Here is a 21,192-nt window from a genome sequence, read left to right as displayed (position 1 = left end):
CGAAGTGCATACACTTTTCCGGCTGATGCTCTTCGATCGCGTTAAGCCGCTTTCGACGATCCTGGCCGAGGGTTCGGACGAGCGGCACGGCCTGAAGCGCTCGCTCGGGCCGTGGTCGCTGACGGCGATGGGGATCGGCGCGATCATCGGCACCGGCATTTTCGTGCTGACCGGAGTCGCTTCCGCGACGCGCGCCGGACCGTCGCTCACGATCTCGTTCATCGTCGCCGGCATCGTCAGCACGCTGGCCGCGCTGTGCTATGCGGAGGTTTCCAGCAAGATTCCCATTGCCGGCAGTGCGTACACGTACACCTACGCGACGCTCGGCGAGATCCTGGCCTGGAGCATCGGTTGGAGCCTTGTGCTCGAATATGCGTTGGGCTCTGCGACCGTCAGCGTCGGCTGGTCGGGCTACTTCACGTTCATCCTCAAGACGCTCTTCAACCTCAACCTGCCGCAGGTGTGGCAGCACAGCCACTGGGATCCAACCCCGGGAATCGCAAATCTCCCCGCGGCCGCGATCGTCTTGGCCGTTACCGCCCTTTTAGTGCGCGGCACCAAAGAGTCGGGCGCGGTCAACACCGTCATCGTCACGATCAAAGTCCTCGTGGTCCTGTTTTTCATCGCGGTCGGCATCGGCCACATCAACCCGGCGAACTATCATCTGCCGGCGGGTCCGCGCTCCGGGCAAGGCGGGTATTTTCCATTCGGCTGGGCCGGAACGCTGGGCGGCGCGGCCTTCATGTTCTTTGCGTACATCGGTTTCGACGCGGTCTCGACCACCGCCGAGGAGGCGCGAAACCCGGCTCGGGACCTGCCGTTCGGCATCATCGCCAGCTTGGCGGTCTGCACGATTCTCTACATCGTCGTTTCCGCGATCCTCAACGGCATGGTGCCGTTCTACACGCTCAACGTCGCGTTCCCCGTCGCCTTCGCGGTGAACAGCGTCGGCTTGGCGTGGGCCGGCGTCATCGTCTCCTTCGGCGCGATCGCCGGGCTAACGACGGTGATGCTCGTGCAGATGTACGCGCAGACGCGCATCTTCTATGCAATGTCCCGCGACGGACTGATCCCGCCGCGCTTCACGGCGCTGCACCCCAGCTGGCGCACGCCGATGTTTTCGCAGGTGTTCTTCGGGATTCTGATCGCGACCGCCGGCGCGCTCTTTCCGATCGACATCCTCGGTTCGCTAACCAACATGGGCACGTTGTGCGCGTTCGTGCTCGTCTCGGCCGCCGTGCCGCTGCTGCGTCGCCGCCACCCCGAACTCAAAGGGCTTTTTAAGCTCCCGTTCGGCCCGTACGTCATCCCCGCACTATCGGCGATCTCGGCGCTTTTCCTGATCTATTTTCTGCGCGTCGGCAATCCGCTTGTCTGGGGTTTCTTCCCGCTCGTGTGGCTGGCGTTTACGATCTGGCTCATGGCCGGACTGCTCTTCTACTTCTTCTACGGCCGCCGTAAGAGCACGGTGGCGCAACGGAATGGCTGAACGCCGAACCGATGCCCCCAGCCGAACGTGTTTATCTGCATTTGCAACGGGTTAACGGAGCGACGCATCGTGGAAGCAGTCCAGCAGGGTGCCCCTTCGCACGACGAAGTGTACGCGCGCTGCGATTGCATGGCGCAATGCTACGCCTGCGCGCAGGAGATCGATCAGATCGTGCGGCGGGTTACGAATGCTCCGCCACCTATGCCCAAAGCGCAGCAGGACGGTGGAACAAATGCCGCGCTCGAACCGTTAAGACTAACGATGAGTTCAACCATTCCGATATCCTCGGTCAAGGGCTGCGACGACCGGCCGCCAAAGAATGAAACCATGCGCAGCAAGAACAGTTCTCGCCTCGGCGCGCTTATGGCGCTGCCGGTCCTCGCGGCCGCGCTCGCGAGCTGCAGTGGTTCGCCGGTCTCCGGAACCGCCGGCGGGAGTGCGACTCCGCCGCTGGCCGGCTCCGCCTCGCCGGGCAAGGCCGCCGAGGCCTGCACCATCAACCCTTCGTCCACGATCGAAGACGGCGTCAATTCTCCGCAGTCGGTCGTCTTCGACGGCGAGGGGCGCCTCTACGTTGCGAATTTTCAGGAAAATGCGGTCACCGTCTATGCGGCGGCCACTCACAAACTCGTCGAAACGATCCGCGTGGGCGTCGACCATCCGACGACGCTCGCGCTGGACGGGCTCGGAAAGCTCTACGTCGCCAATTCGAATAGCACGGTGAGCGTGTACAGCGAGAAGAATTGGCAGGTCGTACGGAAGATCAATGTCGAGTCTCCACAGGTGCTCGCCTTCGACGGCCAAGGAAACTTGTACGTCGCGCACTTTCATTCCGATGGCGTCAGCATCTTTGCGCCGGGGAGCGGCACGCCGCTGCGAACGATCAAGAAAGGAATAAGCACTCCTTTCGCCATGGCCTTCGATGCCTTCGACCAGCTCTACGTTGCGAACCACGGCGCGAACAGCGTCACCGTCTATGCCTTCGGCAGCATCGTCCCGGATCGCACCGTCTCGAAGTTCGTCAGCCACCCGACGTCCATCGCCATCGACGGCCTCAACAATCTCTACGTCGCGAACAGCACCGACGACAGCGTGTCGATCTACGGCCCGCACGATGCGCAGCCCAAGCGCGAACTCTTCCGCGGCGTTTTCAGGCCGACGTCGCTCGCGATCGACTCGTTCGATAACCTCTACGTTGGAAACAGCGCGGCCGGCCACGGGAGCGTCTCGGTGTACGCGCCGAAATCCGGTCGCCCGATACAGACGCTCTGCCCCGGCATCACGATCCCGGTCGCCATGGGCTTCGATGCCCACGGCTCGCTGTACGTCGCCAACACGAACTCGAAGAAGATACCGATTTTCCCGCCGCTGCCCTAAGCGCCGTTAACGATCGAGCGGCCACGTCGACGGCGACGGCTTGGCGCGTATGACGGTCGCGGCGTGCATCACGCCCGCGGCGTCGTAGGTTCCACGCACGTCGAACGGTCTGCCGGCGATGAGATCCTGGACGCGTTGGTTTTTGCGCGCAGCCGCGACGTCGACGCGAACGAGTTTACCCGTGCGCGTGCGCAGGACGATCTCGGAGCCGGCGACCTTGACCAGCGTCCCCGTGACTTCGTTGCGAGTCTTCACGGCGCCGCGGTATGCCGTAGCGGGGATCGCGTGCCCCGTCGGAGCGGTCGCGGCCGTACCCCCGAGCCCGAAAATCTCGAGCTGCTGGTAGCTCGCGATGTACACCTTGCCGTTTGCGACGACGGGAACGACGTTCGCGTTTCCGTTCTGCGACGCCCAGTAGCCGGCAGAAGCTTGATAGAGCGTTGCGAGTTTCGAACGTCCGTGCGCGGACTCAGCGGCCAGCGCGACGAGCGTCATCGGCCCGGGGGGCGACTGTGGCCGCGCCAGCGCCCAGATAATCGCGTTGCGCCCCCGCTTGTTGGACGAAACGGTCGTAAAGAACCCCGGATCTTGGCCGGTTGGCACTGCGGCCGATCCCATTAACGTCAGCCGTACCGTGGGCTTACTCTTAACCTGCCAGAGGGTCACGCTGTTGCCGCCGCTGGCGACGATGCGCTGCTGCGTTTTCTTTACGGCGTAATAGGATGGACCGCACCAGCAGCCGCCGACGGAGACCTCAGCGAGATCGTTGTTCGGACCGCTTTGAACGTAGCCGCCCAGGCTGTTCTGATCGAGCAGAAACATCGTTCCCGTCTTACCGGCGGCCGCCGCAAGCGGAGTCGATGCGCCGATCGGCAGCAGCATTACGCCGCCCGCGCCCAAATCGGCATCGTATGCGTCGAGCATCCCGACGTTCGAGGGCGTAAAGATGCTGAGCATCTGGGTGAGGTCCGAACTAACCTTGACGACGCTCTCTTGAACGTTGGTGGTGCCCGTATAGGTATTTCCCGAATAGTCCGAGTTTCCGGTCACGAAGTAGACGTTGCCCGTCGGATCGGCCGCGACGCCGAATCCCGACATCCACACCGACGATAAGAAGAAACTGTCGGGGGACGTAGCGAGCATATCGTTCAAGCGGTTCGCGGCGAACGGCGTCAGCGATCCAGCCTGCCAGCCGAGCACCCAGCCGCGCGACTGCGATGCGGAAAAGTCGCAGAAACTGCCGAACGCAGCGTATACGTTTCCGCCGGCTTCGAGCAGGCCCGGGCGTTGCCGCTGGTAGGTTGCGTTGAAGGTATACGTCGTGCCGTCGGTCAGCTCGTGCGACGCCGAGGCGACGACCGGCGGCGTTACTTCGGAGAGATCGGCGAGGCTGAGCTCGTGGATGCGATAGGTCGGCACTTTGTTTTCCAGCGTATAGGCGATGACGTACATGACGCCCGCGGCGCGATCGATGACCGGCGTTCCGTCGATGCCGACGTTCGGCCCGTTGTTATTGCATCCCAGCGGCGTCGGGACTGGGGCGCCCAAATTCGTTTGAAACAAGACCGCCGCGCTCGAGGCGTCGATCGCATAGATGGAGTTGCTCTCGGTCGCGACGTAGACCACCTCGTGCGCGCTGCCCGATTTCGATCCACGCTTCGTCTTTACGTTCGGAACCAGCAGCGGCTGGGCATCGACTTGGTCGTCGAGCGTCACGGTATGAAGCAGGCCGAACGAACTGCTGTTGACGTTGCTGTATTTCAGCGTCGTCTCGTGGTCGTTCCATCCGGTTCGCAGATTGTCGTAATGGTAGGTCGTGATCGCAAACTTGGATCGCGAGCCGCGGCTGAGCGTGACGGCTCCGACGTTGCCGACATCCTTAATGAGGCTGACCGGGCTTCCGCCGGACGGGTAGCCGAAGAGCGCTACGCCCCGGGCATCGGGGACGGCGATCTTCCCGTTATAAATTTCAAACGGCCTGCCGACGACGCTTTCGAGCGCGACCCTGCCGGCCGGCGAAGCTCGGTAGCCCGAGACGGCGTAGCGAAGGATCGTTGCATCGCTCGCGATCGCAAGATACTTGCCGTCCCACTGGATCGCGCCGGCGTGCGGCGGCTGCGCACCGCCCCAGTCGACGGCTCTGAATCGCTTGGCGTTCCGCGCGAGCTCGACGAGAATGCCGGCGTTCGTTTGCGCGAAGAGATCGCCGTCGTTATCGTAGGCGAGGGAGACATAGCCGCCGTTGCGCGGCGCGGCGTAGATCGTCGCCGGGCCCTTCGCCCGGGCGAAGATCGCTACGCCGGATTGAGTGGCGGAGCTTCCCGAAACGGCTACGTCGCCCGTGGCGGGATCTATCGCGCAGAACTGCTGCGCGCTTGAGAACGGACTATGCAGCTCCCCGATCGGCCGGGTGCCGCCGTGCGCGTACCTGAGAACCTCGCTGCGCGCCGGCGCGACGACGTCGCCATCGCGGCCCGAACAGAGCGCGTCGGCCCGAACGCCGGCAAGCCTCCCCTGCGGCTTGCCCGCGGGAAACGAGTAGACGCGCACGCTGTCGTCCTTCGAGTCGGCGACGTAGAGGAGATCGCTGGACGCAACGTCGGGCGCCATCGATGAGCCGACGCCCAGCCGGCTCAACTGCGTCGCGGCCGCGCCCGATTCTGCCGGAACCAGCGCGCCGGTCTGGGTTTGCGATCCCGAACAGCCGGCTGCGACTGTAAGAATCGCGCACGCGCAAAAGCTACCGCGCAACAACCCGGAAAAAGCCGTCATCTCCAACGCCTCCTTTTAGCACCGGACAGATTCGGCAAGCGGTCGCCGCCGGCCTAGCTTGAAGCAGTGCTCGCCCGGATTATAAAAGACCGTTGGTGAGTCCGCAGGCTCCTTCTAACGTCAGTTGCTGCGCCGAACCCGGCGTCATCCAGACGAACCAGGTGTCGTCGCCGGCGACGCCGTCAACAGCGACACCCGCCCACGTTTGCAGAGCACGAACCGAAGTCTCCGTCGCCGGGCCGAAGAGGCCGTCGATCGCGCCGGCGTAGGGCGTGAATTGCACCGCGACGTCCGCGCCCGAGAGCGCCTTCTGCAGCCACGCGACGACCGGCCCTTCCGAGCCTTGCGCGAGCTTTGGTGAGGCTTCGCGATAGCTCGGGAGCGCCGCCCAGGTTTGCGGCCCGACAATTCCGTCGACGGTCAAGCCGTTGGACTGTTGAAAGCTCTTCACCGCCGTTTCCAGGCTCGCGTCGAACGAACCGGTGATCGGCCCGAAGGGATTCCAGAGCAGATGGCGCGCGAGAACGCGCTGCAGGCGTTTGACGTCGTCGCCCGTCGAGCCCAGACTAATCGTTGCCGGCATGATTGATCCTCCGAAGGTAAGGGATTAGTACTCATTGCCCAAATCGATCGAGACCGTCATCGCCATGACCTTGCCGTTCTCGATCACGAATATCAGCGATTCGGCATCGTCGACCTTTTTGGGTGGACTCGCTGCGCTGGTACCGGGGACCGTCGCCGCATAGGTCACGATGAAGCGTCCGCTTTTTTCTACGGGCTTGCCGCCGTACGCCGCGACCAGGTCCTTGAACGGGCTGCCGATCCGCACGCCGCGCCCGGTGCTGAGCTGCGAGAGATCGGCGTCGGGAACGGTTACCCCTGGCGGGGGCGCTTTAAAGACCGCGACGCTGCACTGATCGGTGCTCGCCGCGGCGAGGCCGATACCGTGCTTACGATCGTACTTCACGAGTTCCCAGATACCGCCCCCGATCGCGACGCCGCTCGCGCCGCAGTGCATCGCACGCAGGCTGCTGCCCGGCAGATAATCCGGCTTGATCGTCGCGACCGCCGTGTTCGATTGGTGCGCCGCGGTCGCTCCAAAAAACCAATCGCTGAGATCGTGCCCGGCTCCGGCGGCGCCCAGTGTCGCGACCAGAATCAGAACGCTCAGTGAAGTTCCCCAGGAAAAGCGCATTCGCAAATACTCCTTTTACTTGAGCACGAAGTTCGTCGCCGGTACCCGCTTGACGCAGCTCGTATCGGCGCGGTTCAAATTGTTGAAGAACGAGGCGGCGATTGCGTAGGCGCAGTTGTTCGCCTCGGTGGAGGGGCTTCCGAAGGCAACGTGCGCGACGTTGGGAATCGTCACGACGGTGGAGTTGCGCAGCGTTCGCGCCACGTAGGCTCCGAACGAGGCCGCGGTCTGACCGTCGTACTGCGCGGATATCACCAGCGTCGGGATGCTGCCGGTGGTCACCGCTCGGACTTGCGAAGAGACCGCCGGCACGTTCCAGTCGCTGCAGTTCTGGCGCATAAACGGCAGGTTGGGAGCGTTTTTGAGAATCGAAAGCGGAAAGGTGGGAAAGGCGCGGCGTCCGGCAGCGACAACGCTCTGCTCGGTTTCATAGGGTACCCACTCACCGCACGAGACGCCGTAGAACAAGCCGTTGGCGAGCACGCCCTCGCCGGCGGGATCGAGCTTCGGTGCCGCCCAGGTCGATGCGACCGGCCCCGGATCGCCGTGCGCGAGCGCGTCAATTCCGGCGGGCAGTTTTGCCGCGAGGTGCGTCCCCGGCGATACCGCCCATTGCACGAGCATGCCGCCGCTGATCTTGACGCTTACTTTTCCGGAGTGCCCGGGCACTTGCACCTTGACGGTCTGCGGCGATGCTTCGTAGCGCAGCACCAGCCGCCGGAACGTCGCGCCGATATCGCCGTAGCGTTTACGGCACGCGGCTTGTTGCCCGCACGCGTTGAAAACGGCGTTGATTCCTTCGGCCGCGCTCTTCCAGGCCGCGGCTCCGCCGGCCAGCGACGGCGGAAAGATGCCGTCGATCGCGACCGAACGAATGCCGCCGGGATGTTCGCGCTGGTACGTCAGCGCGAGATCGGTTCCATAAGAGATTCCGTAGACGTTCCATTTCGCAATGTGCAGGGCGGCGCGCAGATCGTCGACGTCGTCCGCGCTCTCCAACGTGTTGTAGGCCGCGAGGTCGCGCGTCTTCGCGGCCAGCTCGCGCCGGCATTCGAGCGTTGCCGCGGAGAACGCGTCACCGGTCGCCGCAGCATCGTACGGCATATCGAGCGTCTTGCCGGCCCAGCGATCGACCGCCGCGCACGTCAGCCTCGGCTGCGCGCTGTAGGTGCCGCGCTGCGACATGAAGATGACGTCGCGGTCGGCGTTGAGCTTTCCGGCCAATGCCATCGGAATCTCGGTGATTGCGTCATCGCCCGGGCCGCCGGCAAGCCACACGATCGGATCGCTTTTCGCCTTCGGCGAGCTCGCCGGGACAATCGCCACCGACAGGGTTATCGTTTGTTTGCTCCCGCTGCGGCGGTCCTCCGGAACGACGAGCCGCCCGCAACGCGCCTTTTTCAGCTCGGCGATCGGCTGCGGCATCGCGGGGCACGGGGCGGAGACGAACGAGGCGTTGCCGGACGGTGTTTTTGCCGCAACCAGCGCGGCGAAACTCCCTGCCGAGAGCGCACCTGCGATCGTAACGAGCCAGACGAGGCGTTTCATTTACAGTTTGAATCCTATTCCTTGCAGCGTAGCGGCACACGAAGTCTTGGGCGAACGCGGGCTTTGGAGAAACGACTGGAAGATCTGCTGCGCGCACGGCGACTGCACGATCACCCAATGTCCGACGGCCTTGATGCGCACGTAGGTCGAGTTCGGCAGGGTGCTGGCGGCATAGCGCCCCCACTGCGCGCCCGTCTTCGCATCGATCGCGCCCGAGACGACCAAGGTGGGAATGTTGCTGCGCACCCGCACGCGCTGTTTGGCCGGCCCCGGCGGAACGTTCCAAGCCTGGCAGAGTTCGTCTTCGAACGGCAGCTGCGCAGCGTTGATCAGCACCGAGTCGGGCAGTGTGGGAAAGACCTGTTTTCCGGCGCGCAAAATTTCCGCCGGCGATCCGTACGGTTCCCACTCGCGGCAGACGAAACTCTGGGTCATGCCCTGCGCCTGGTCGGGAACGGCGGAGACCTCGGCTCCAGCCGCGCGCACCTGTAACAACATCGTTGGATTGCCGCGCGCGAGCTCGCCGATCGCCTTGGGAACGTCCGGCGCTTTCGGACGGTTCGCCACGAGCATGTTGAGCAGAGCGCCGCCGTCGAGCACGACTTTGACGGCGCGGCCGCCCTGCGGCGGAACGACGTACTTAACGAGCGGGTGCGCCTCCAAGCGCTTCACGAGCTGCGTAAAGGTCGCCATCAGATTGGGATACTTGCGATTACAGGCCGGCTCCGCCTGACAGTCGCCGAAGACCGCCGCGATTCCCTCGCGAGTACTGCTCCAGGTCCACGGCAGGCTGACGATATCCGGCGGAACGACCGAATCGATGACGACGCTGCGGATACCGTCGGGGTGATCGCGCATCAGTGAGAGCGCGAGGTCGGTACCGTACGAGTACCCGTAGACGTTCCATTGCGCAACGCCGAGCACGCGGCGAAGATCGGCGAAATCGGCCTCGTTTTCGGTCGTGTTGTAGGCGCTGAGATCGATGCCTTGCGCGACGAGACGCCGACGGCAGGCTGCCGCCGCCGCGGCTTGCACCTTGCCCGTCGACGGCGCGTCGTAGACGAGGCCGACTTGCTGCGCGTAGTAGCGGTCGAGCTCAGGACAGTTGAGATCGGGCTTGTCGTAGAGCGTTCCGCGCTGATTCATGACGATCACATCGCGATTGCGGTTGATGCCCGCGTCCACTAAGAATGGTATATCGTGAGTCGCCGCCTCACCGGGGCCGCCGGCCATGAACACGATTGGATCCGGCTGGGGCGGCTTCGAACGCGAGCGGACGATCGCGACGGCGAGACGAATCAGCCGCCCGCCGTTCCGCGAGCGGTTTTCCGGCACGATCAAGAACCCGCAGCGCGCGCTTTTTAGCGCCGCGATCGGCTCGGGCGTCTTCGGGCACGACGCCGGTTCGAAACGCGGCACCGGCCCTGCCGATTGCCCGGCGGCAAGCTGCGGCGCCAAAACAAACAACGACGCCGATGCGGCGAGCAGCAACAGAGAGACGAATCGCAGTGCCACGGTTCGAGCCTTACCTTCGCGTTCTAACATTTCAAGGTGCCGCGCAGAACGGCGCGGGCGTATATAAAACGGTTTTTGAGTTCGCCTGCGGCTGCAGGGCTGCGCAGTCCATCCGCTCGATGAGCGAAGTGACGACTTCTTCGGCGGCATTCCAGGTCATACCATCGAGGATCGGCACCTGCGCGGGCGCCGGCGCAAAGGCCAACGCCGGCGTGAGCAATGCCGCCGATGAGTTTGCGAGTGCTCCGGGATTGCTGACCTTCGAGGTCGTGGTCGTTTGCTCGGCCGTGCTTCCCTGCGGCGGAATCGGACTCGGATGCGGGAAGACGGTGGTCGTTGCCGTCGTCAACGTGTGCGATGGAATGAAGGTCGACGCCGTGGACGCGGCGGCAAATAAGAGCGCGGCCGCGCTGAAGAGCTGCGCGTAGGTGTTTCGTGAAGCGTACCCGAGCTGCACGCCGGAGGCCCAGGCGATGCCGGGGGCCGGTTTGCCGCCGGCCGGCGCGCCGCAGGTGATAAACGCCGCATCGGAGTCGATTTCAAGCCAGTTCTTAGTGTAAAAGAACCGGTTGTAGTTCCCGTTGGCCGTCGCCGCAATGCTCAGCAGAATGGCGCCGTCGGTCGTCTGCGGATAGGCAACACACTGGCTGATGTAATCGCCGACCGTCCAATCCGGCTCGGCGAAGAGCCACGGATTATCGCGCAGGCGATATTTTTCTAAGCGCTCGGCCAGGCTCGCGACCACTTTGCTGCGAGCGGAATAGTCGGCGCCAATCGCAATCACGTACAGCACACGCTTGCCGCCGAGCACGGGGAGCACCGGCAATCCCGGCCGCGCGGCGGGCGGCTCTGCAGCCGGCGGTTGTTCGGAGGCTGCCGGCGGGGCGCTCTGCCGGGCATGCGCCGGTGAACGGCAAACGAGAATCAACGCCGCCGTTACGATTGCCGGCGCCGCCCGTCGCAAAAGTTTTAGGGGCCGAGCCCCAATACTAAACATGCCGTCTCTCAAACGCTCCCGGCGTGCGCCGTTCGTTACGAGCGAGCGCCCTCCTGTGTCGATTCGACCGGATCGACCTCGGCGCGACGCCGGTGAATTGGAATACAGGCGAGCAGGCGCCGATGTCCGTTTGCCCAATCGAAAATTGGAATCGCAATTTTGCAGCGGCCGTACGAACTCTTTGCGGTAGGACGGCCGGTGGCGGCAGCGAAGGCGGATGGGTTCGATCACGGAGGGACTTCAGCATGAGGTTACCGCGACTCTTTTCGATCGCACTCTCGGCCTCGTTCGCAATCGTAGCAATCCTGCCGGCGCCCGCGAGCGCGGCGTACTGCGGCTCCGATGCCGACACGAACGCGGTGGCGAGTTTGGCGCTCTCACACGGCGCGTCCGATGCTTCGAGGATCATGGACATCGTCGTGGCGCAAAACTACGCCCGCGTCGACATCCAATCGAAGGGGCGTCTCACCGAGTACTACGTGAAGGATTGCGGCAGATGGCGCTTCAGCGGATACGCGGTTCCCGAGGCGGCGCCCAGCGCCGTCGCCGCGCAGCTGAGCGGTTTCGTTACGCGCGATAATGGCGGAACGCAGTGCCTGAACCCAGCCTTCGTCAATCACCCTAGCGGACCCTAAGAGCGCTCCGCTCGGGCGGACCACCTAACCGCTCGGCCGTCGCCCGCGCTTAAGCCGAGTCGCCCCGAGGGCAAAAAGGCCACGGTCGCTTGCGGGCAATTTTCGCCATGGGGCGTTGACGGATTCAATATATAATGATACTGTTATATAACAGTATGGTTAATAGTCCGAAACTCGGGAAAGAAGCGAACAACATGACCAATCCGCAAGCACCGCAGCGGCCGCCGATCGTATCGGCTCAGGAGTGGCAGGCCGAGCTCGAACAGCTGGTCGTAAAGGAAAAGGAGTTAACGCGGGCGCGCGACGCCATGGCCGCACGGCGGCGCCGGATGCCGTGGCTAGCCGTCGAGAAAACGTATACGTTTGATGGGCCCAAGGGCAAAGCGAGTCTGATCGATTTATTTGAAGGGCGCCGTCAGCTGATCGTTTACCGCGCGTTCCACGAGCCCGGAGTCTTCGGGTGGCCCGAGCATGCGTGCCGCGGCTGCTCGATGGTGGCCGATCAAGTCGCACACGTCGCGCACCTCAACGCCCGCGATACCACCCTGGCGTTCATCTCGCGTGCGCCGCAGGCCGACATCGAGCGCGTGAAGGCGCGGATGGGCTGGAAGATGCCGTGGTACACGATCACCGATAGTTTCGACGCCGACTTCGGCGTGGACGAGTGGCACGGCACCAACGTCTTCTTCCGCGACGGCGAGCGCGTGTTCCGCACCTACTTCATCAACAACCGCGGCGACGAGCAGATGGGCGGCACCTGGAACTACCTCGACGTGACGCCGCTCGGGCGCCAGGAAAAGTGGGAAGACTCGCCAGCGGGCTACCCGCAGAGCGAGCCGTACACGTGGTGGAACTGGCACGACAACTACGCCGCCGAGGCTTCGCCGGATCCCAAATGGAGCGCGGTCGTCGAGAACGCGAAAACGTCGTGACGATTCTGCTCGCGCACATCTCCGGCGTGCCGGTCGAAGAGCTGCTCGGGCCGTTGGGGAGCAGCGCCATCGGGGCGGGGATGATGGCGCTGCTCGGCGTGCAGTGCGCCCTGCTCAAAATCCGCCGCCGCCGCTAACGGCCTCGTAGGCGATAGTGCGCGTGGATTACGCCGGTGCCGAAGCGACGCGTCTCGAGGAGTTCGAGACTCCGCTGTTGGCCGGCTCGGAATGCCGGTTTTCCACCGCCGACGATCACCGGGTTGAGAAACAGGTGACACTCGTCGACGAGATCGGCTTCGAGCGCAAGCCCCGCAAGCTCGGCGCCGCCAATGTGGATGTCATGCTCCGATTCGCGCTTGAACTTCCGAATCGCCTCGGGGTCGAAGTCCCGCTCAAGACGCGTGTTGCGTGTCGGAGCCTTCGTCAGCGTTCGTGAAAAAACGATCTTTTGGGCCTTTTGCCATACCCGTGCGAAGTCGCGCTGCTCGGGCGGATAGGCTTCGATCGCCGCGGCATCCCAGTAGGCCATCGTCTCACAGAGTCGCCGCCCATAAAGGTGGGTTCCGATCGGCCGCAACAGCTCGGTAACGAACTTGAACACTTCATTGGGATTCACCCAGTCGAAGTTGCCGGCTGCGTCCTCTATGTAACCGTCGAGCGACGTATTGATAGCGTAAATCAGCTTCGCCATACGGACCAGGACGTTTCGCGCGGGGTTCGCGCTTAACCCACTCGAACCGAAGCGTTAATTTTCTGACGGCAGCGCGGCCCCGGCCTCGATCAGCTTCTCCGAGCGCAGATCGGACCAGAACACTTGCGGAATGCTCGTCTCGAGCGACGTGTAGTCCGCGAGCACCTGCTGCGGATTCGAGCAGCCGACGACAAGTGCGGCGGCGACGTCGGGCGCAAGCGAGAACTGCAGGGCGGCCGTGCGCAGATCGACGCCGTAGCGCGCGGCGACCGCGCGCAGGCGGTTTCGCTTCTCGATCGCCTCGGGCGGGATCTTATAGTTGTCCTTACCGTAGTTGAAGCGGGCGCTGCCGCTGATAAAGCCGGCGTTGAGCGACGAACCGACGACGAAGGCCATCCCGCGCTCGCGAGCCTTCGGAAAAACTTCGTGCAGCGCTCTCTCGTGATCGATCAACGAGTACTGACGCGCGAGCAGGCATACGTTGGCATCGGCCACGTCCATCAGCTTGAGAATCGGTTCGGGTGAGTTGACGCCGAGCCCCCAGCCTTTGATCACGCCTTCGTCGCGCATCCGGCTGAGCGCCGGGAACGCGCCCTTGCGCGCAATTTCGAATTGCTCTTCCCACGGCCCCGGCAGCCACGGATTATCCGGCGAGAGGTCGTGAACGAAGACGACGTCGAGCGCGTCGACGCCCAAGCGCTGCAGGCTGTCTTCGATCGAGCGCTTGACGCCGTCGGCGCTGTAATCGTAGCGAAGGTCGTTGGGCGAGGGAGTGAACGGAAAATATCGTTTGGCATGGTTGTCGCGCGACGCCGTCAGCAGCTTACCGACCTTCGAGGAGAGGATGTAGCCGGCACGCGGCTGTTGGTGCAAAAACGCACCGAGACGCCGCTCCGCGAGCCCCAGACCGTACCACGGTGAGGTGTCGTAGTAGCGCACTCCCGCGCTCCAGGCGGCGGCGATCGTCGCATACGCGACCTCGTCGGTGAGGTAGGCAAACTCGTTGCCGAAGGGCACGCCCCCGAGACCGAAGGGCTTCCCCCGGAAAATCTGCGAGGCATCCATGCGAAAGGTTATCCCCGCGCGGCCCGGCGGCCAAAACGGCGCCGAGAGCCGTTCGAGCCTTGACAACTCCAGGAGTTAGGTGTATATGCAAGTATATGGCCAGCGAATCCCTCCGCGAACTGCCGTGCGTCTGTGCGTCGATCCGGCGAGCCGCGCGTGCCGTCACGCGGCGGTACGACCGGGAGCTGCGAAAAGGAGGCCTGCGTTCGACGCAGTTCGCCTTGCTCCAGGCGCTCGATCTCGCCGGCACGTTGACGCAACGCCGACTCGGTTCGCTGCTGTCCGCCGATAGCACGACGCTTACGCGCACCCTTGCGCCGCTGATCGACGCCGGTTGGGTAAAAGACGAACGCGGCGAGGACCGGCGCGAACGGCATTTACGCCTTACGCATTCGGGCCAACGCAAATATCAGGAGGCCCTCCCGGGCTGGCGGCGCGCACAGAACCAGTTAAAGAAGATCGTCGGCCACGACTGGGAGCGGCTCGAACGCGACCTGCGCCGGGTCGCCGGCTCGATCGCTTGACTTTTTTTTGAGGAGATACATGCATATGCAACCACTGTCCAATCCAGAGCTCGAGTATTTACGAGCCGTCAATAGCGCAGCGCCCCCCAAAGATCCGCAGCTGCTGTTTCTGCTGATGGGGGCGTTCGCCAATGCCAATCGGGCGGGCGAGGGGGCGGCATTCCTTTCGGCCCGGCTCAACGAGTTCCAGCCGCGCCTTACCGACCCCCAGAAGGCGCTCTATTTGAGCGCGATCGCTTTGCTGCGCGCGCAGCACGCTCCGAGCGTTTCCGTGTTTACCCGCATCGCCGTGGTCAAAGGTGCGATCGCGATGCTCGACCAGGCGAAGGCGCTTTCGGGCGGAGAGATCTTTGTGGTGAACTGGATTTCGGGGGTGGTTCGCTCGCAGCTTCCCGGCTTCTTCGGCCAGAGGAAGGCGGCGCGGCTCGACTTAGCGTGGTGCGAGACGAACGCCATCAAGGCGCCGCACTCCGGGTGGCTGCGAGAAGTGTACTTTGGTTTGGGAAAACTCGCGCTGGGAGACGCCAAACGCGCGAGCGCACAGGAATACCTTCGGCGAAGCGGCTACGAGAGCTTCAGCAAGAGCGTGATGCTCATCACGCCGTTTTCAAACGACCCCGCGGCCGGGCACGCCTTCGCCGACCGCCGCATTCGGGAGGTCGTTCCCGGCCGGGTCTATGCGCTTTCGGGCTTTGAGTTCACCGAGTTCTATTTCGTCGTCTCCGACGACGGCGCGCAGCTGATCGGAATCGATGCCGGCACCAGAGCCGATTCGGCAAAGGCTGCGTACGAAGCGTTGCGCAGCTACGCGCCCACGTTACCCGCCCTGACGACGATCTTCGTTACCCACGCCCATTGGGACCACGTCGGCGGCCAGCGCTATTTTCGTGGACTCGAGCCGCCGCCGCGCTTCTTTGCCAGAAGCAACTACCACGAGGAGATCGCGCGAGAGCTCGGCGCCCCGAACTCGTTCGGGAAGTACTTCTTCGGCGACCGGTTTCGCTTGGACGACGTAACGGCGTTCAAGCCCGACGCGACGATCGATCGCGCGACCGAGCTGACGATCGGCGGAACGCGCATCGAGTTGATCCCGATCGACGGCGGCGAGACGCACGACGCGATGTTCGTGCATCTGCCGGAGCTCGCGGTGCTTTTTGCCGGCGATTTCATCATGCCGTACATCGGTGCGCCGTTCGCCGCCGAGGGAAACCTGCAAGGCCTGTTCGATGCGATCGACATCGTGGTGCAAAAACGCCCGCGCCACTTGCTGCATGGGCACGAACCGCTCACGCAAAACTTCTCGTCGCCGGAGATGTTGGCGCAGGTCAAGACGGATCTCGCTTGGCTAAGCGACCAGGTGCGGGCCGCAATCGCGCGCGGCGAGAGCCGAGCCGCAATCCATGAGGCAAATCTGATTCCGCCCGGCCTTCTGGGCGGGCGCCCTGACGTGCCGCTGGCGTACCTGACGATGCGAGAACACGTGATCGACCGGCTCTTTCATCAAAACACCGGCTACTGGCAGGCGAATCTCGACGGCCTCGACCATTTAAGCGATGCCGATCGCGGCGATCTTCTCGTCGACTATCTCGATCTCTCTGAAAAACGGCTGCTCGGTGCGATCGAGCGAATGGCGGCCGACGGCCGATACGAACTGGCCGCAGCGCTGCTGCGATGGTCGATCGCCCGTTTGGAGCGCAGCGATGCGCTCGCGCGAGCGCGGCGCAGCGTCTATCTCAAGCTGATGGAGAAGTATCAGAACACAGACCCATTCAAATACATCCTGTACTCGGCAGCGATCGGCGAACGAACTCCGGCGATGGCTTCAGAAAGCCGTTCGCCGGCGTGGTCAGTCGCCGGCATCTCCCAACGACAGCAAGAGCCTGCGCAACAGGTCGCCCAGCTGTAACTGCTCGCGCGCGCTCAAGCCGGAGAGCAGCCGTTCTTCGTTGGCAACGTGTTTGGGGGTGGCGGCGTCGATCAGCGCCTTCCCCTTTTGTGTCAGCCGGACCAGCGTTCCGCGACGATCGGTCGGATCGGGTCGTCGCGACACCAGGCCGGCTTCTTCCAGGCGATCGATGCGATTGGTCATCGCGCCCGAGGTGAGCATCATCTCGCGAAACAGCTCCGTGGGAGAGAGTTGGTACGGTGGGCCCGAGCGCCGCAGGGAAGCCAGGACGTCGAACGACTCCCCCTGCAGCCCGGAGAGCGAGTGCGTCTCGTCGAGACGCGGCCGCAGCGCCGCTGCGGTCCGCTGGATTCGCCCGACCAAGCCCATCGCTTTCGTATCGAGATCGGGTCGTTCGCGTTTCCACTGTGCAAGTATTTGGTCGATCCGGTCCTGCATATCTCGATGTTAAGACACTTGACGGACGCGTTCCTGTTTGATATCTTCATGTTAAGATGATTAGCATAAAGGTTGATTCTTTGGACCACGTCGTCCTCAACGTGAGCGACGCCCAGCGCAGCCTCGCGTTCTACGCCGGCGTTCTCGGCATGCGCCCCGAACGCACCGGCGAGTTTCGCTCCGGGCGCGTCCCCTTTCCCTCGGTGCGGATCGACGCCCGTACGATCATGGCCTTTTTAGATCCCGCGCACCGCGAGGCAACGCCTCCGAATCGAAACCTCAATCACATCGCGCTCGCGCTCAAAAACGCGCCCGCCGAGATCGCCGAGTTTCTCACGCAACGCAGCATACCGATCGTACGCGAGATGACCGGCAACTTCGGCGCGCAGGGCGATACCGTTCATTCGTTTCACGTCTTCGATCCGGACGGCAATCTGCTCGAGCTGCAAGCGTACGAATAGTGCGTGGCCCGGGCGCGTCATGCGCTCCGTGCGTACGAAGCGGCGAAGCCCTGACGCCAGCTCGGATACCTCAGCGTCCAGCCCAGTTCTCGTTTTGCCTTCGCGTTCGAGGCGCCGCGCGACTGCGTCGCCATGACGACCAACGCTTCACCGGCGAAGACCCTTGCGAGCAAGACGGGATAGTGCGGCGGCGGTTTCGCGCCGAGGATCTTGGCCAGCTCCGGCAGCCACACGCGGTTTGGCGCGGGGTCGTCGTCAACGACGTTGTAGATCGCCGGACCCTCGTGCCCGAGCGCAAGGACGGTCGCGCCCGCGGCGTCTTCCACCTGAATCTGCGAGAGAATGCCCGCGCCGCCGCCGACGACCGGAAACTTGCCGGCGCGCACGGCGGCGACGAGCGCGTCGTTCGGCGCGCCGTAGAAGCCGCCGTACCGTAGTGCAATTCCGCCCGCGCCGGTCACCGCCTTATCGAGGTAAGCCAGCGCGGCGAAGGTCTCGCGCATTGCCGCCGGCGGCGTGTCGAGCGGATCGTCTTCGGTCTTCACCGAGCCGCCCTTTCGCTCGTAGCGAGAGGCGCCGTAGCTCTGCGCGATAATCCGGCGCACGCCGGCCTCACGAGCCGCCGCCAGCAGAATATCGATCCCTTCGGTCCGCAGGCGATTGGTCATGGCGAAGCTTCGGTCGAAATTCTTGAAGTCCGAAAGTGTTGACAGCGCCGTCGGTTCGTAGATCACCGCGTCGGGCCGCGTGTCGGCGAGCGCAGCGCGAACGGCGGCGGCATCGAGCGCGTCGAGCGCCATCGGCTGCGCGCCGAGCGCGCGCAGCTGCTCGAACTTGCTCGGTGAACGGGAAGTGCCGATCACCTCGTGGCCTCGCTCGTGAAGCTGCCGCACGAGTGGAGTACCGATCGCACCGGTAGCGCCGATCACCATCACTCGCATAGTCTCTCCTCTAGTTCAAGTCCCGCGGACGTGCCGCGCGTTCATGCAGAGGTCTTACCCACGCGTGCCGGTGCGGGCGCGCCTCAAGCTCCGGCCATACCGCATAACCGTTCAAGCGGCAGGTGCTTCTTCGACGCGGGCGTCGAAGAAGCGGCCGATGGGTTCGATGAGCCGGAGGGCGAGGGTCGCCGGGGTTCTCTACCTCGCGATCATCGCGATCGGCGTCGTCGGCTTGCTGTACGTACCCAACGTTATCTACGTTTCGGGAAACGCCGCCGCCACCGCGCACAACCTCGTCGCGCACGAGACGCTTTTCCGCGCGGGCATCTTCCTCGAGCTCTGCGGCGCGACGCTGGAGATCTTCCTCGTGCTCGCGCTCTACGCTCTGCTCGGCGGCGTCGATCGCAGCCTAGCGATCCTTACGGTCATTCTGGGATTGATGGATGTGCCGATCTTCTTCGTAAACGCGCTCAACAGCTTCGGCGCGCTGCTCTTTGCCGGCGGCACCGATTTCTTGTCGGCGTTCTCGGAGCCGCAGCGGCAAGCGATGGTCAGGCTGTTCCTCAGGCTGCACCACGATGGTGAAGTGGTGAACGAGGTCTTTTGGGGACTCTGGCTGCTGCCGTTCGGCCTGCTCGTCTACAAATCGGGCTTTCTTCCGCGCTTTCTCGGCGTCTGGCTGATTTTGAACTGCTTTGCTTATCTGGCGCAGAGCGCGGCCGGCATTCTTCTGCCGCAGTATGCGGAGGTGGTCGCGAACGTCGCGACGCCGGTGCAGTTCGGAGAGATTGCGATCACGCTGTGGCTGCTGATCATGGGGGTGAACGTGAAACGCTTGGGGAGCGTATCCGGCTAGAGGCTCCCGCGCACTTCGAGTCGATAGAGGAGATTACGCTTCACATCGGGCCACTCGTGGCTCAAGATGCTGTACATCACGGTATCGCGCACCGTTCCGTTGCGGCGCCGCGAATGGTGGCGAATGACGCCGTCTTTTTTGGCTCCGAGCCGCTCGATCGCGCGCTGCGAGCGGAAATTGAACGGATCGGTCCGGAAGCCGACCACCCCGGCGCCCAGCGTTTCGAAGGCGTGCCGCATCAGCAGCAGCTTGCAGGCCGGGTTGAGTTTGGTTCCCTGCAGCGAGCGTGCGTACCAGGTGTACCCGATCTCGACGCGGTCGGCATCTGCGATGATGTCGTGGTAGCGCGTGCTGCCGGCGATCCGCCCGGTCTGCAGATCGCGAACGACCCACGGCAGCATGTGCCGCGCGCGCTCGCCCGCGAGTGCGCTCGCAACATACGCGTCGACCTCTTCGGGGCGCGGAACGGCCGTAAACCACAATTCCCAAAGATTCCCGTCGGCGACGGCGGCACGCAAACCCTCGGCGTGGCCTTCGTTTAACGGCTCGAGGTGCACGCCGTACCCCTCCAGCAGAGCCGGTTCGATCGGTTTCAATCGTCTACGTAGACGGAACGCATTTCCCGTTGGTGACGCGGCAGGTCGCAATAACGGCCGGTGTCGAGCCGGCAGTAAACGGCGATCCCTTGATCGGCGTCAGCGCGCCGCTGCTGCCGATCTGGTACGCAGAGATCGTACCAACGTTACTGTTGCCGACGTATAGGAACTTGTCCGACGGGTCGACCGCGCCGTAGCAGGCGCCGGAGCCCGCGGCGAATGGCGAGCCTTTTATCAGCGTCAGCGCGCCGCTGCTCGCAATCTTATACGCGTACACGTTTCCCGAACTAAGATTCGGGACGAAGACGAACTTGCCGTTGGGATCGACGACGATGCTGCACGGGCCGGCACCCGAGGCAAACGGCGAGCCTTTGACCGCCGTGAGCGCGCCGCTGCTCGCATTGATCGCGTAGGCAGAGACGTTACCGGCGCCGTTGTTGCTGACGTACGCGAACTTCCCTTTCGGATCGATCCCGATGCCAAACGCCGCGCTGCCGGCGGCAAACGGCGACCCCTTCACCGGCGCGAGCGCACCGTTGCTCCCGATCTTATACGCCGAGACGTTATCCGAACCGGCGTTAGGCACGTAGACGAACTTACCCGACGGATCGGTCGCGATGTACTGCGCGCTGGTCCCGGCCGCGAACGGCGATCCTTTCACCGCCGTGAGCGCGCCGCTGCTCCCGATGGAAAACGCCGAAACGTTGCTGTTGCTGCTTTGGCCGACGTTCGCGACGAACGCGAACTTGCCGCTGGAATCGACGGCGATGCCGGAGGGCGAGGTGCCGCCCGCAAACGGCGAACCTTTGAGTTGTTTGAGGGCGCCCGACGACGCGTCGATCGTGAAGGCCGAGACATTCGCCGAGCCGGCGTTGGAGGCGTACGCGAACTTACCGCTGGGATCGACGGCCACGCCCGAAGGATTGGAGCCGGCATTAAACGGCGAGCCTTTCACCGGCGTCAGTGCACCGTCGCCGGCGATTTTATAGGCGGAGACATTGGTCGAACCTTCGTTGGCCTCGTAGGCGAACTCGGCGCCGGCGTCGGGGAAGGCGTCGGACCGCGCGAGGGCGCGGCTCTGGCTCACGCCGGTATTCGGAAGCGCCGAGTTCGAACCTTGCGATCCGCCGTTCGAGCAGGCGGAGAGCAGCGCGACGGCGGCGAGCGCCGAGATGGGAAATGCGGCAAACGAGTTTCGCATGGGACTGGCTCCTTTTTAGGCTATTGGCCGATCGTCAAGCCGATCGGTGAGAT

Annotated in this window: 21 protein-coding genes; 9 read left to right on the top strand and 12 right to left on the bottom strand. The window is 63.8% G+C overall.

What is annotated here, in order from left to right; genetic code table 11:
- Positions 1-4 precede the first annotated feature (4 nt).
- On the top strand, positions 5-1,489 hold the full coding sequence (locus tag VGG51_09485; protein ID HEY1883254.1) for an amino acid permease: 1,485 nt from the start codon (positions 5-7) through the stop codon (positions 1,487-1,489).
- A gap of 27 nt (positions 1,490-1,516) precedes the next feature.
- Positions 1,517-2,866, top strand: coding sequence for a (2Fe-2S)-binding protein (locus VGG51_09480; protein HEY1883253.1), 1,350 nt, complete (start codon positions 1,517-1,519; stop codon positions 2,864-2,866).
- Between the two features lie 6 nt (positions 2,867-2,872).
- Here the strand turns inward: VGG51_09480 and VGG51_09475 are convergent, their stop codons facing one another.
- The 6 genes from VGG51_09475 to VGG51_09450 form a co-directional block, all read right to left on the bottom strand.
- Positions 2,873-5,638 (bottom strand): hypothetical protein, encoded by a 2,766-nt coding sequence (locus VGG51_09475; GenBank protein ID HEY1883252.1) that lies wholly within the window; start codon positions 5,636-5,638, stop codon positions 2,873-2,875.
- A 79-nt stretch (positions 5,639-5,717) separates the two neighbouring features.
- Positions 5,718-6,221, bottom strand: a complete 504-nt coding sequence (locus VGG51_09470) for a peptidoglycan-binding protein (GenBank protein ID HEY1883251.1) — start codon at positions 6,219-6,221, stop codon at positions 5,718-5,720.
- Positions 6,222-6,245: 24 nt separating this feature from the next.
- A complete protein-coding gene (locus tag VGG51_09465) occupies positions 6,246-6,833 on the bottom strand; it encodes a hypothetical protein (GenBank protein HEY1883250.1) in 588 nt (195 codons plus the stop codon).
- Between the two features lie 15 nt (positions 6,834-6,848).
- On the bottom strand, positions 6,849-8,381 hold the full coding sequence (locus VGG51_09460) for an alpha/beta hydrolase (protein ID HEY1883249.1): 1,533 nt from the start codon (positions 8,379-8,381) through the stop codon (positions 6,849-6,851).
- Entirely contained in the window at positions 8,382-9,896 is a 1,515-nt protein-coding gene (locus VGG51_09455) for an alpha/beta hydrolase (protein ID HEY1883248.1), read from the bottom strand.
- 31 nt (positions 9,897-9,927) lie between these two features.
- Complete coding sequence (locus VGG51_09450; GenBank protein ID HEY1883247.1) at positions 9,928-10,824, bottom strand: hypothetical protein; 897 nt, start codon at positions 10,822-10,824, stop codon at positions 9,928-9,930.
- 314 nt (positions 10,825-11,138) lie between these two features.
- Between VGG51_09450 and VGG51_09445 the strand changes: the two genes are divergently transcribed.
- The 3 genes from VGG51_09445 (at position 11,139) to VGG51_09435 (ending at position 12,597) form a co-directional block, all read left to right on the top strand.
- Positions 11,139-11,528, top strand: coding sequence for a hypothetical protein (locus VGG51_09445; protein ID HEY1883246.1), 390 nt, complete (start codon positions 11,139-11,141; stop codon positions 11,526-11,528).
- A gap of 194 nt (positions 11,529-11,722) precedes the next feature.
- Entirely contained in the window at positions 11,723-12,460 is a 738-nt protein-coding gene (locus tag VGG51_09440; protein ID HEY1883245.1) for a DUF899 domain-containing protein, read from the top strand.
- A complete protein-coding gene (locus tag VGG51_09435) occupies positions 12,457-12,597 on the top strand; it encodes a hypothetical protein (protein HEY1883244.1) in 141 nt (46 codons plus the stop codon). The genes VGG51_09440 and VGG51_09435 overlap by 4 nt, the downstream gene beginning before the upstream one ends.
- Here VGG51_09435 and VGG51_09430 read toward each other — a convergent pair.
- Entirely contained in the window at positions 12,594-13,151 is a 558-nt protein-coding gene (locus tag VGG51_09430; GenBank protein ID HEY1883243.1) for a dihydrofolate reductase family protein, read from the bottom strand. The two genes, VGG51_09435 and VGG51_09430, sit on opposite strands and share 4 nt — an antisense overlap.
- Positions 13,152-13,205: 54 nt before the next feature.
- Positions 13,206-14,216, bottom strand: coding sequence for an aldo/keto reductase (locus VGG51_09425; protein ID HEY1883242.1), 1,011 nt, complete (start codon positions 14,214-14,216; stop codon positions 13,206-13,208).
- A 95-nt stretch (positions 14,217-14,311) separates the two neighbouring features.
- Here VGG51_09425 and VGG51_09420 point away from each other — a divergent pair, with 95 nt between their 5' ends.
- Positions 14,312-14,740 carry a MarR family transcriptional regulator gene (locus tag VGG51_09420; protein HEY1883241.1) on the top strand — a complete coding sequence of 143 codons (429 nt, stop codon included), beginning with the start codon at positions 14,312-14,314 and terminating at the stop codon, positions 14,738-14,740.
- A 25-nt stretch (positions 14,741-14,765) separates the two neighbouring features.
- On the top strand, positions 14,766-16,646 hold the full coding sequence (locus tag VGG51_09415; GenBank protein HEY1883240.1) for an MBL fold metallo-hydrolase: 1,881 nt from the start codon (positions 14,766-14,768) through the stop codon (positions 16,644-16,646).
- Here the strand turns inward: VGG51_09415 and VGG51_09410 are convergent.
- Positions 16,587-17,084, bottom strand: a complete 498-nt coding sequence (locus tag VGG51_09410; GenBank protein ID HEY1883239.1) for a MarR family transcriptional regulator — start codon at positions 17,082-17,084, stop codon at positions 16,587-16,589. The two genes, VGG51_09415 and VGG51_09410, sit on opposite strands and share 60 nt — an antisense overlap.
- A gap of 80 nt (positions 17,085-17,164) precedes the next feature.
- Between VGG51_09410 and VGG51_09405 the strand changes: the two genes are divergently transcribed.
- Positions 17,165-17,545, top strand: a complete 381-nt coding sequence (locus VGG51_09405) for a VOC family protein (protein ID HEY1883238.1) — start codon at positions 17,165-17,167, stop codon at positions 17,543-17,545.
- A 17-nt stretch (positions 17,546-17,562) separates the two neighbouring features.
- Here VGG51_09405 and VGG51_09400 read toward each other — a convergent pair whose 3' ends face one another.
- Entirely contained in the window at positions 17,563-18,486 is a 924-nt protein-coding gene (locus VGG51_09400; GenBank protein ID HEY1883237.1) for an NAD(P)-dependent oxidoreductase, read from the bottom strand.
- A 166-nt stretch (positions 18,487-18,652) separates the two neighbouring features.
- On the opposite strand from VGG51_09400, the gene VGG51_09395 reads away from it, so the two are divergent.
- The gene (locus VGG51_09395; protein HEY1883236.1) at positions 18,653-19,342 is read left to right on the top strand and encodes a DUF4386 domain-containing protein; all 690 of its coding nucleotides are present in this window, start codon (positions 18,653-18,655) and stop codon (positions 19,340-19,342) included.
- Here the strand turns inward: VGG51_09395 and VGG51_09390 are convergent.
- Both VGG51_09390 and VGG51_09385 read right to left on the bottom strand, forming a co-directional pair.
- The gene (locus tag VGG51_09390) at positions 19,339-19,938 is read right to left on the bottom strand and encodes a GNAT family protein (GenBank protein ID HEY1883235.1); all 600 of its coding nucleotides are present in this window, start codon (positions 19,936-19,938) and stop codon (positions 19,339-19,341) included. The genes VGG51_09395 and VGG51_09390 overlap by 4 nt on opposite strands.
- A gap of 4 nt (positions 19,939-19,942) precedes the next feature.
- Positions 19,943-21,139 carry a beta-propeller fold lactonase family protein gene (locus tag VGG51_09385; protein ID HEY1883234.1) on the bottom strand — a complete coding sequence of 399 codons (1,197 nt, stop codon included), beginning with the start codon at positions 21,137-21,139 and terminating at the stop codon, positions 19,943-19,945.
- Positions 21,140-21,192 lie beyond the last annotated feature (53 nt).

Origin of the sequence: Candidatus Cybelea sp. (genome assembly GCA_036489315.1) — a bacterium.
Taxonomy (GTDB): Bacteria; Vulcanimicrobiota; Vulcanimicrobiia; order Vulcanimicrobiales; family Vulcanimicrobiaceae; genus Cybelea.
This window is presented reverse-complemented; position numbering and strand designations above follow the sequence as displayed.

Bases quoted from the DNA above. Each gene is read 5' to 3' on its own strand.
- VGG51_09475 (HEY1883252.1), bottom strand. From the start codon at position 5,638: ATGACGGCTTTTTCCGGGTTGTTGCGCGGTAGCTTTTGCGCGTGCGCG.
- VGG51_09470 (HEY1883251.1), bottom strand. From the start codon at position 6,221: ATGCCGGCAACGATTAGTCTGGGCTCGACGGGCGACGACGTCAAACGC.
- VGG51_09465 (HEY1883250.1), bottom strand. From the start codon at position 6,833: ATGCGCTTTTCCTGGGGAACTTCACTGAGCGTTCTGATTCTGGTCGCG.
- VGG51_09460 (HEY1883249.1), bottom strand. From the start codon at position 8,381: ATGAAACGCCTCGTCTGGCTCGTTACGATCGCAGGTGCGCTCTCGGCA.
- VGG51_09445 (HEY1883246.1), top strand. From the start codon at position 11,139: ATGAGGTTACCGCGACTCTTTTCGATCGCACTCTCGGCCTCGTTCGCA.
- VGG51_09440 (HEY1883245.1), top strand. From the start codon at position 11,723: ATGACCAATCCGCAAGCACCGCAGCGGCCGCCGATCGTATCGGCTCAG.
- VGG51_09430 (HEY1883243.1), bottom strand. From the start codon at position 13,151: ATGGCGAAGCTGATTTACGCTATCAATACGTCGCTCGACGGTTACATA.
- VGG51_09425 (HEY1883242.1), bottom strand. From the start codon at position 14,216: ATGGATGCCTCGCAGATTTTCCGGGGGAAGCCCTTCGGTCTCGGGGGC.
- VGG51_09420 (HEY1883241.1), top strand. From the start codon at position 14,312: ATGGCCAGCGAATCCCTCCGCGAACTGCCGTGCGTCTGTGCGTCGATC.
- VGG51_09415 (HEY1883240.1), top strand. From the start codon at position 14,766: ATGCAACCACTGTCCAATCCAGAGCTCGAGTATTTACGAGCCGTCAAT.
- VGG51_09410 (HEY1883239.1), bottom strand. From the start codon at position 17,084: ATGCAGGACCGGATCGACCAAATACTTGCACAGTGGAAACGCGAACGA.
- VGG51_09400 (HEY1883237.1), bottom strand. From the start codon at position 18,486: ATGCGAGTGATGGTGATCGGCGCTACCGGTGCGATCGGTACTCCACTC.
- VGG51_09395 (HEY1883236.1), top strand. From the start codon at position 18,653: ATGAGCCGGAGGGCGAGGGTCGCCGGGGTTCTCTACCTCGCGATCATC.
- VGG51_09385 (HEY1883234.1), bottom strand. From the start codon at position 21,139: ATGCGAAACTCGTTTGCCGCATTTCCCATCTCGGCGCTCGCCGCCGTC.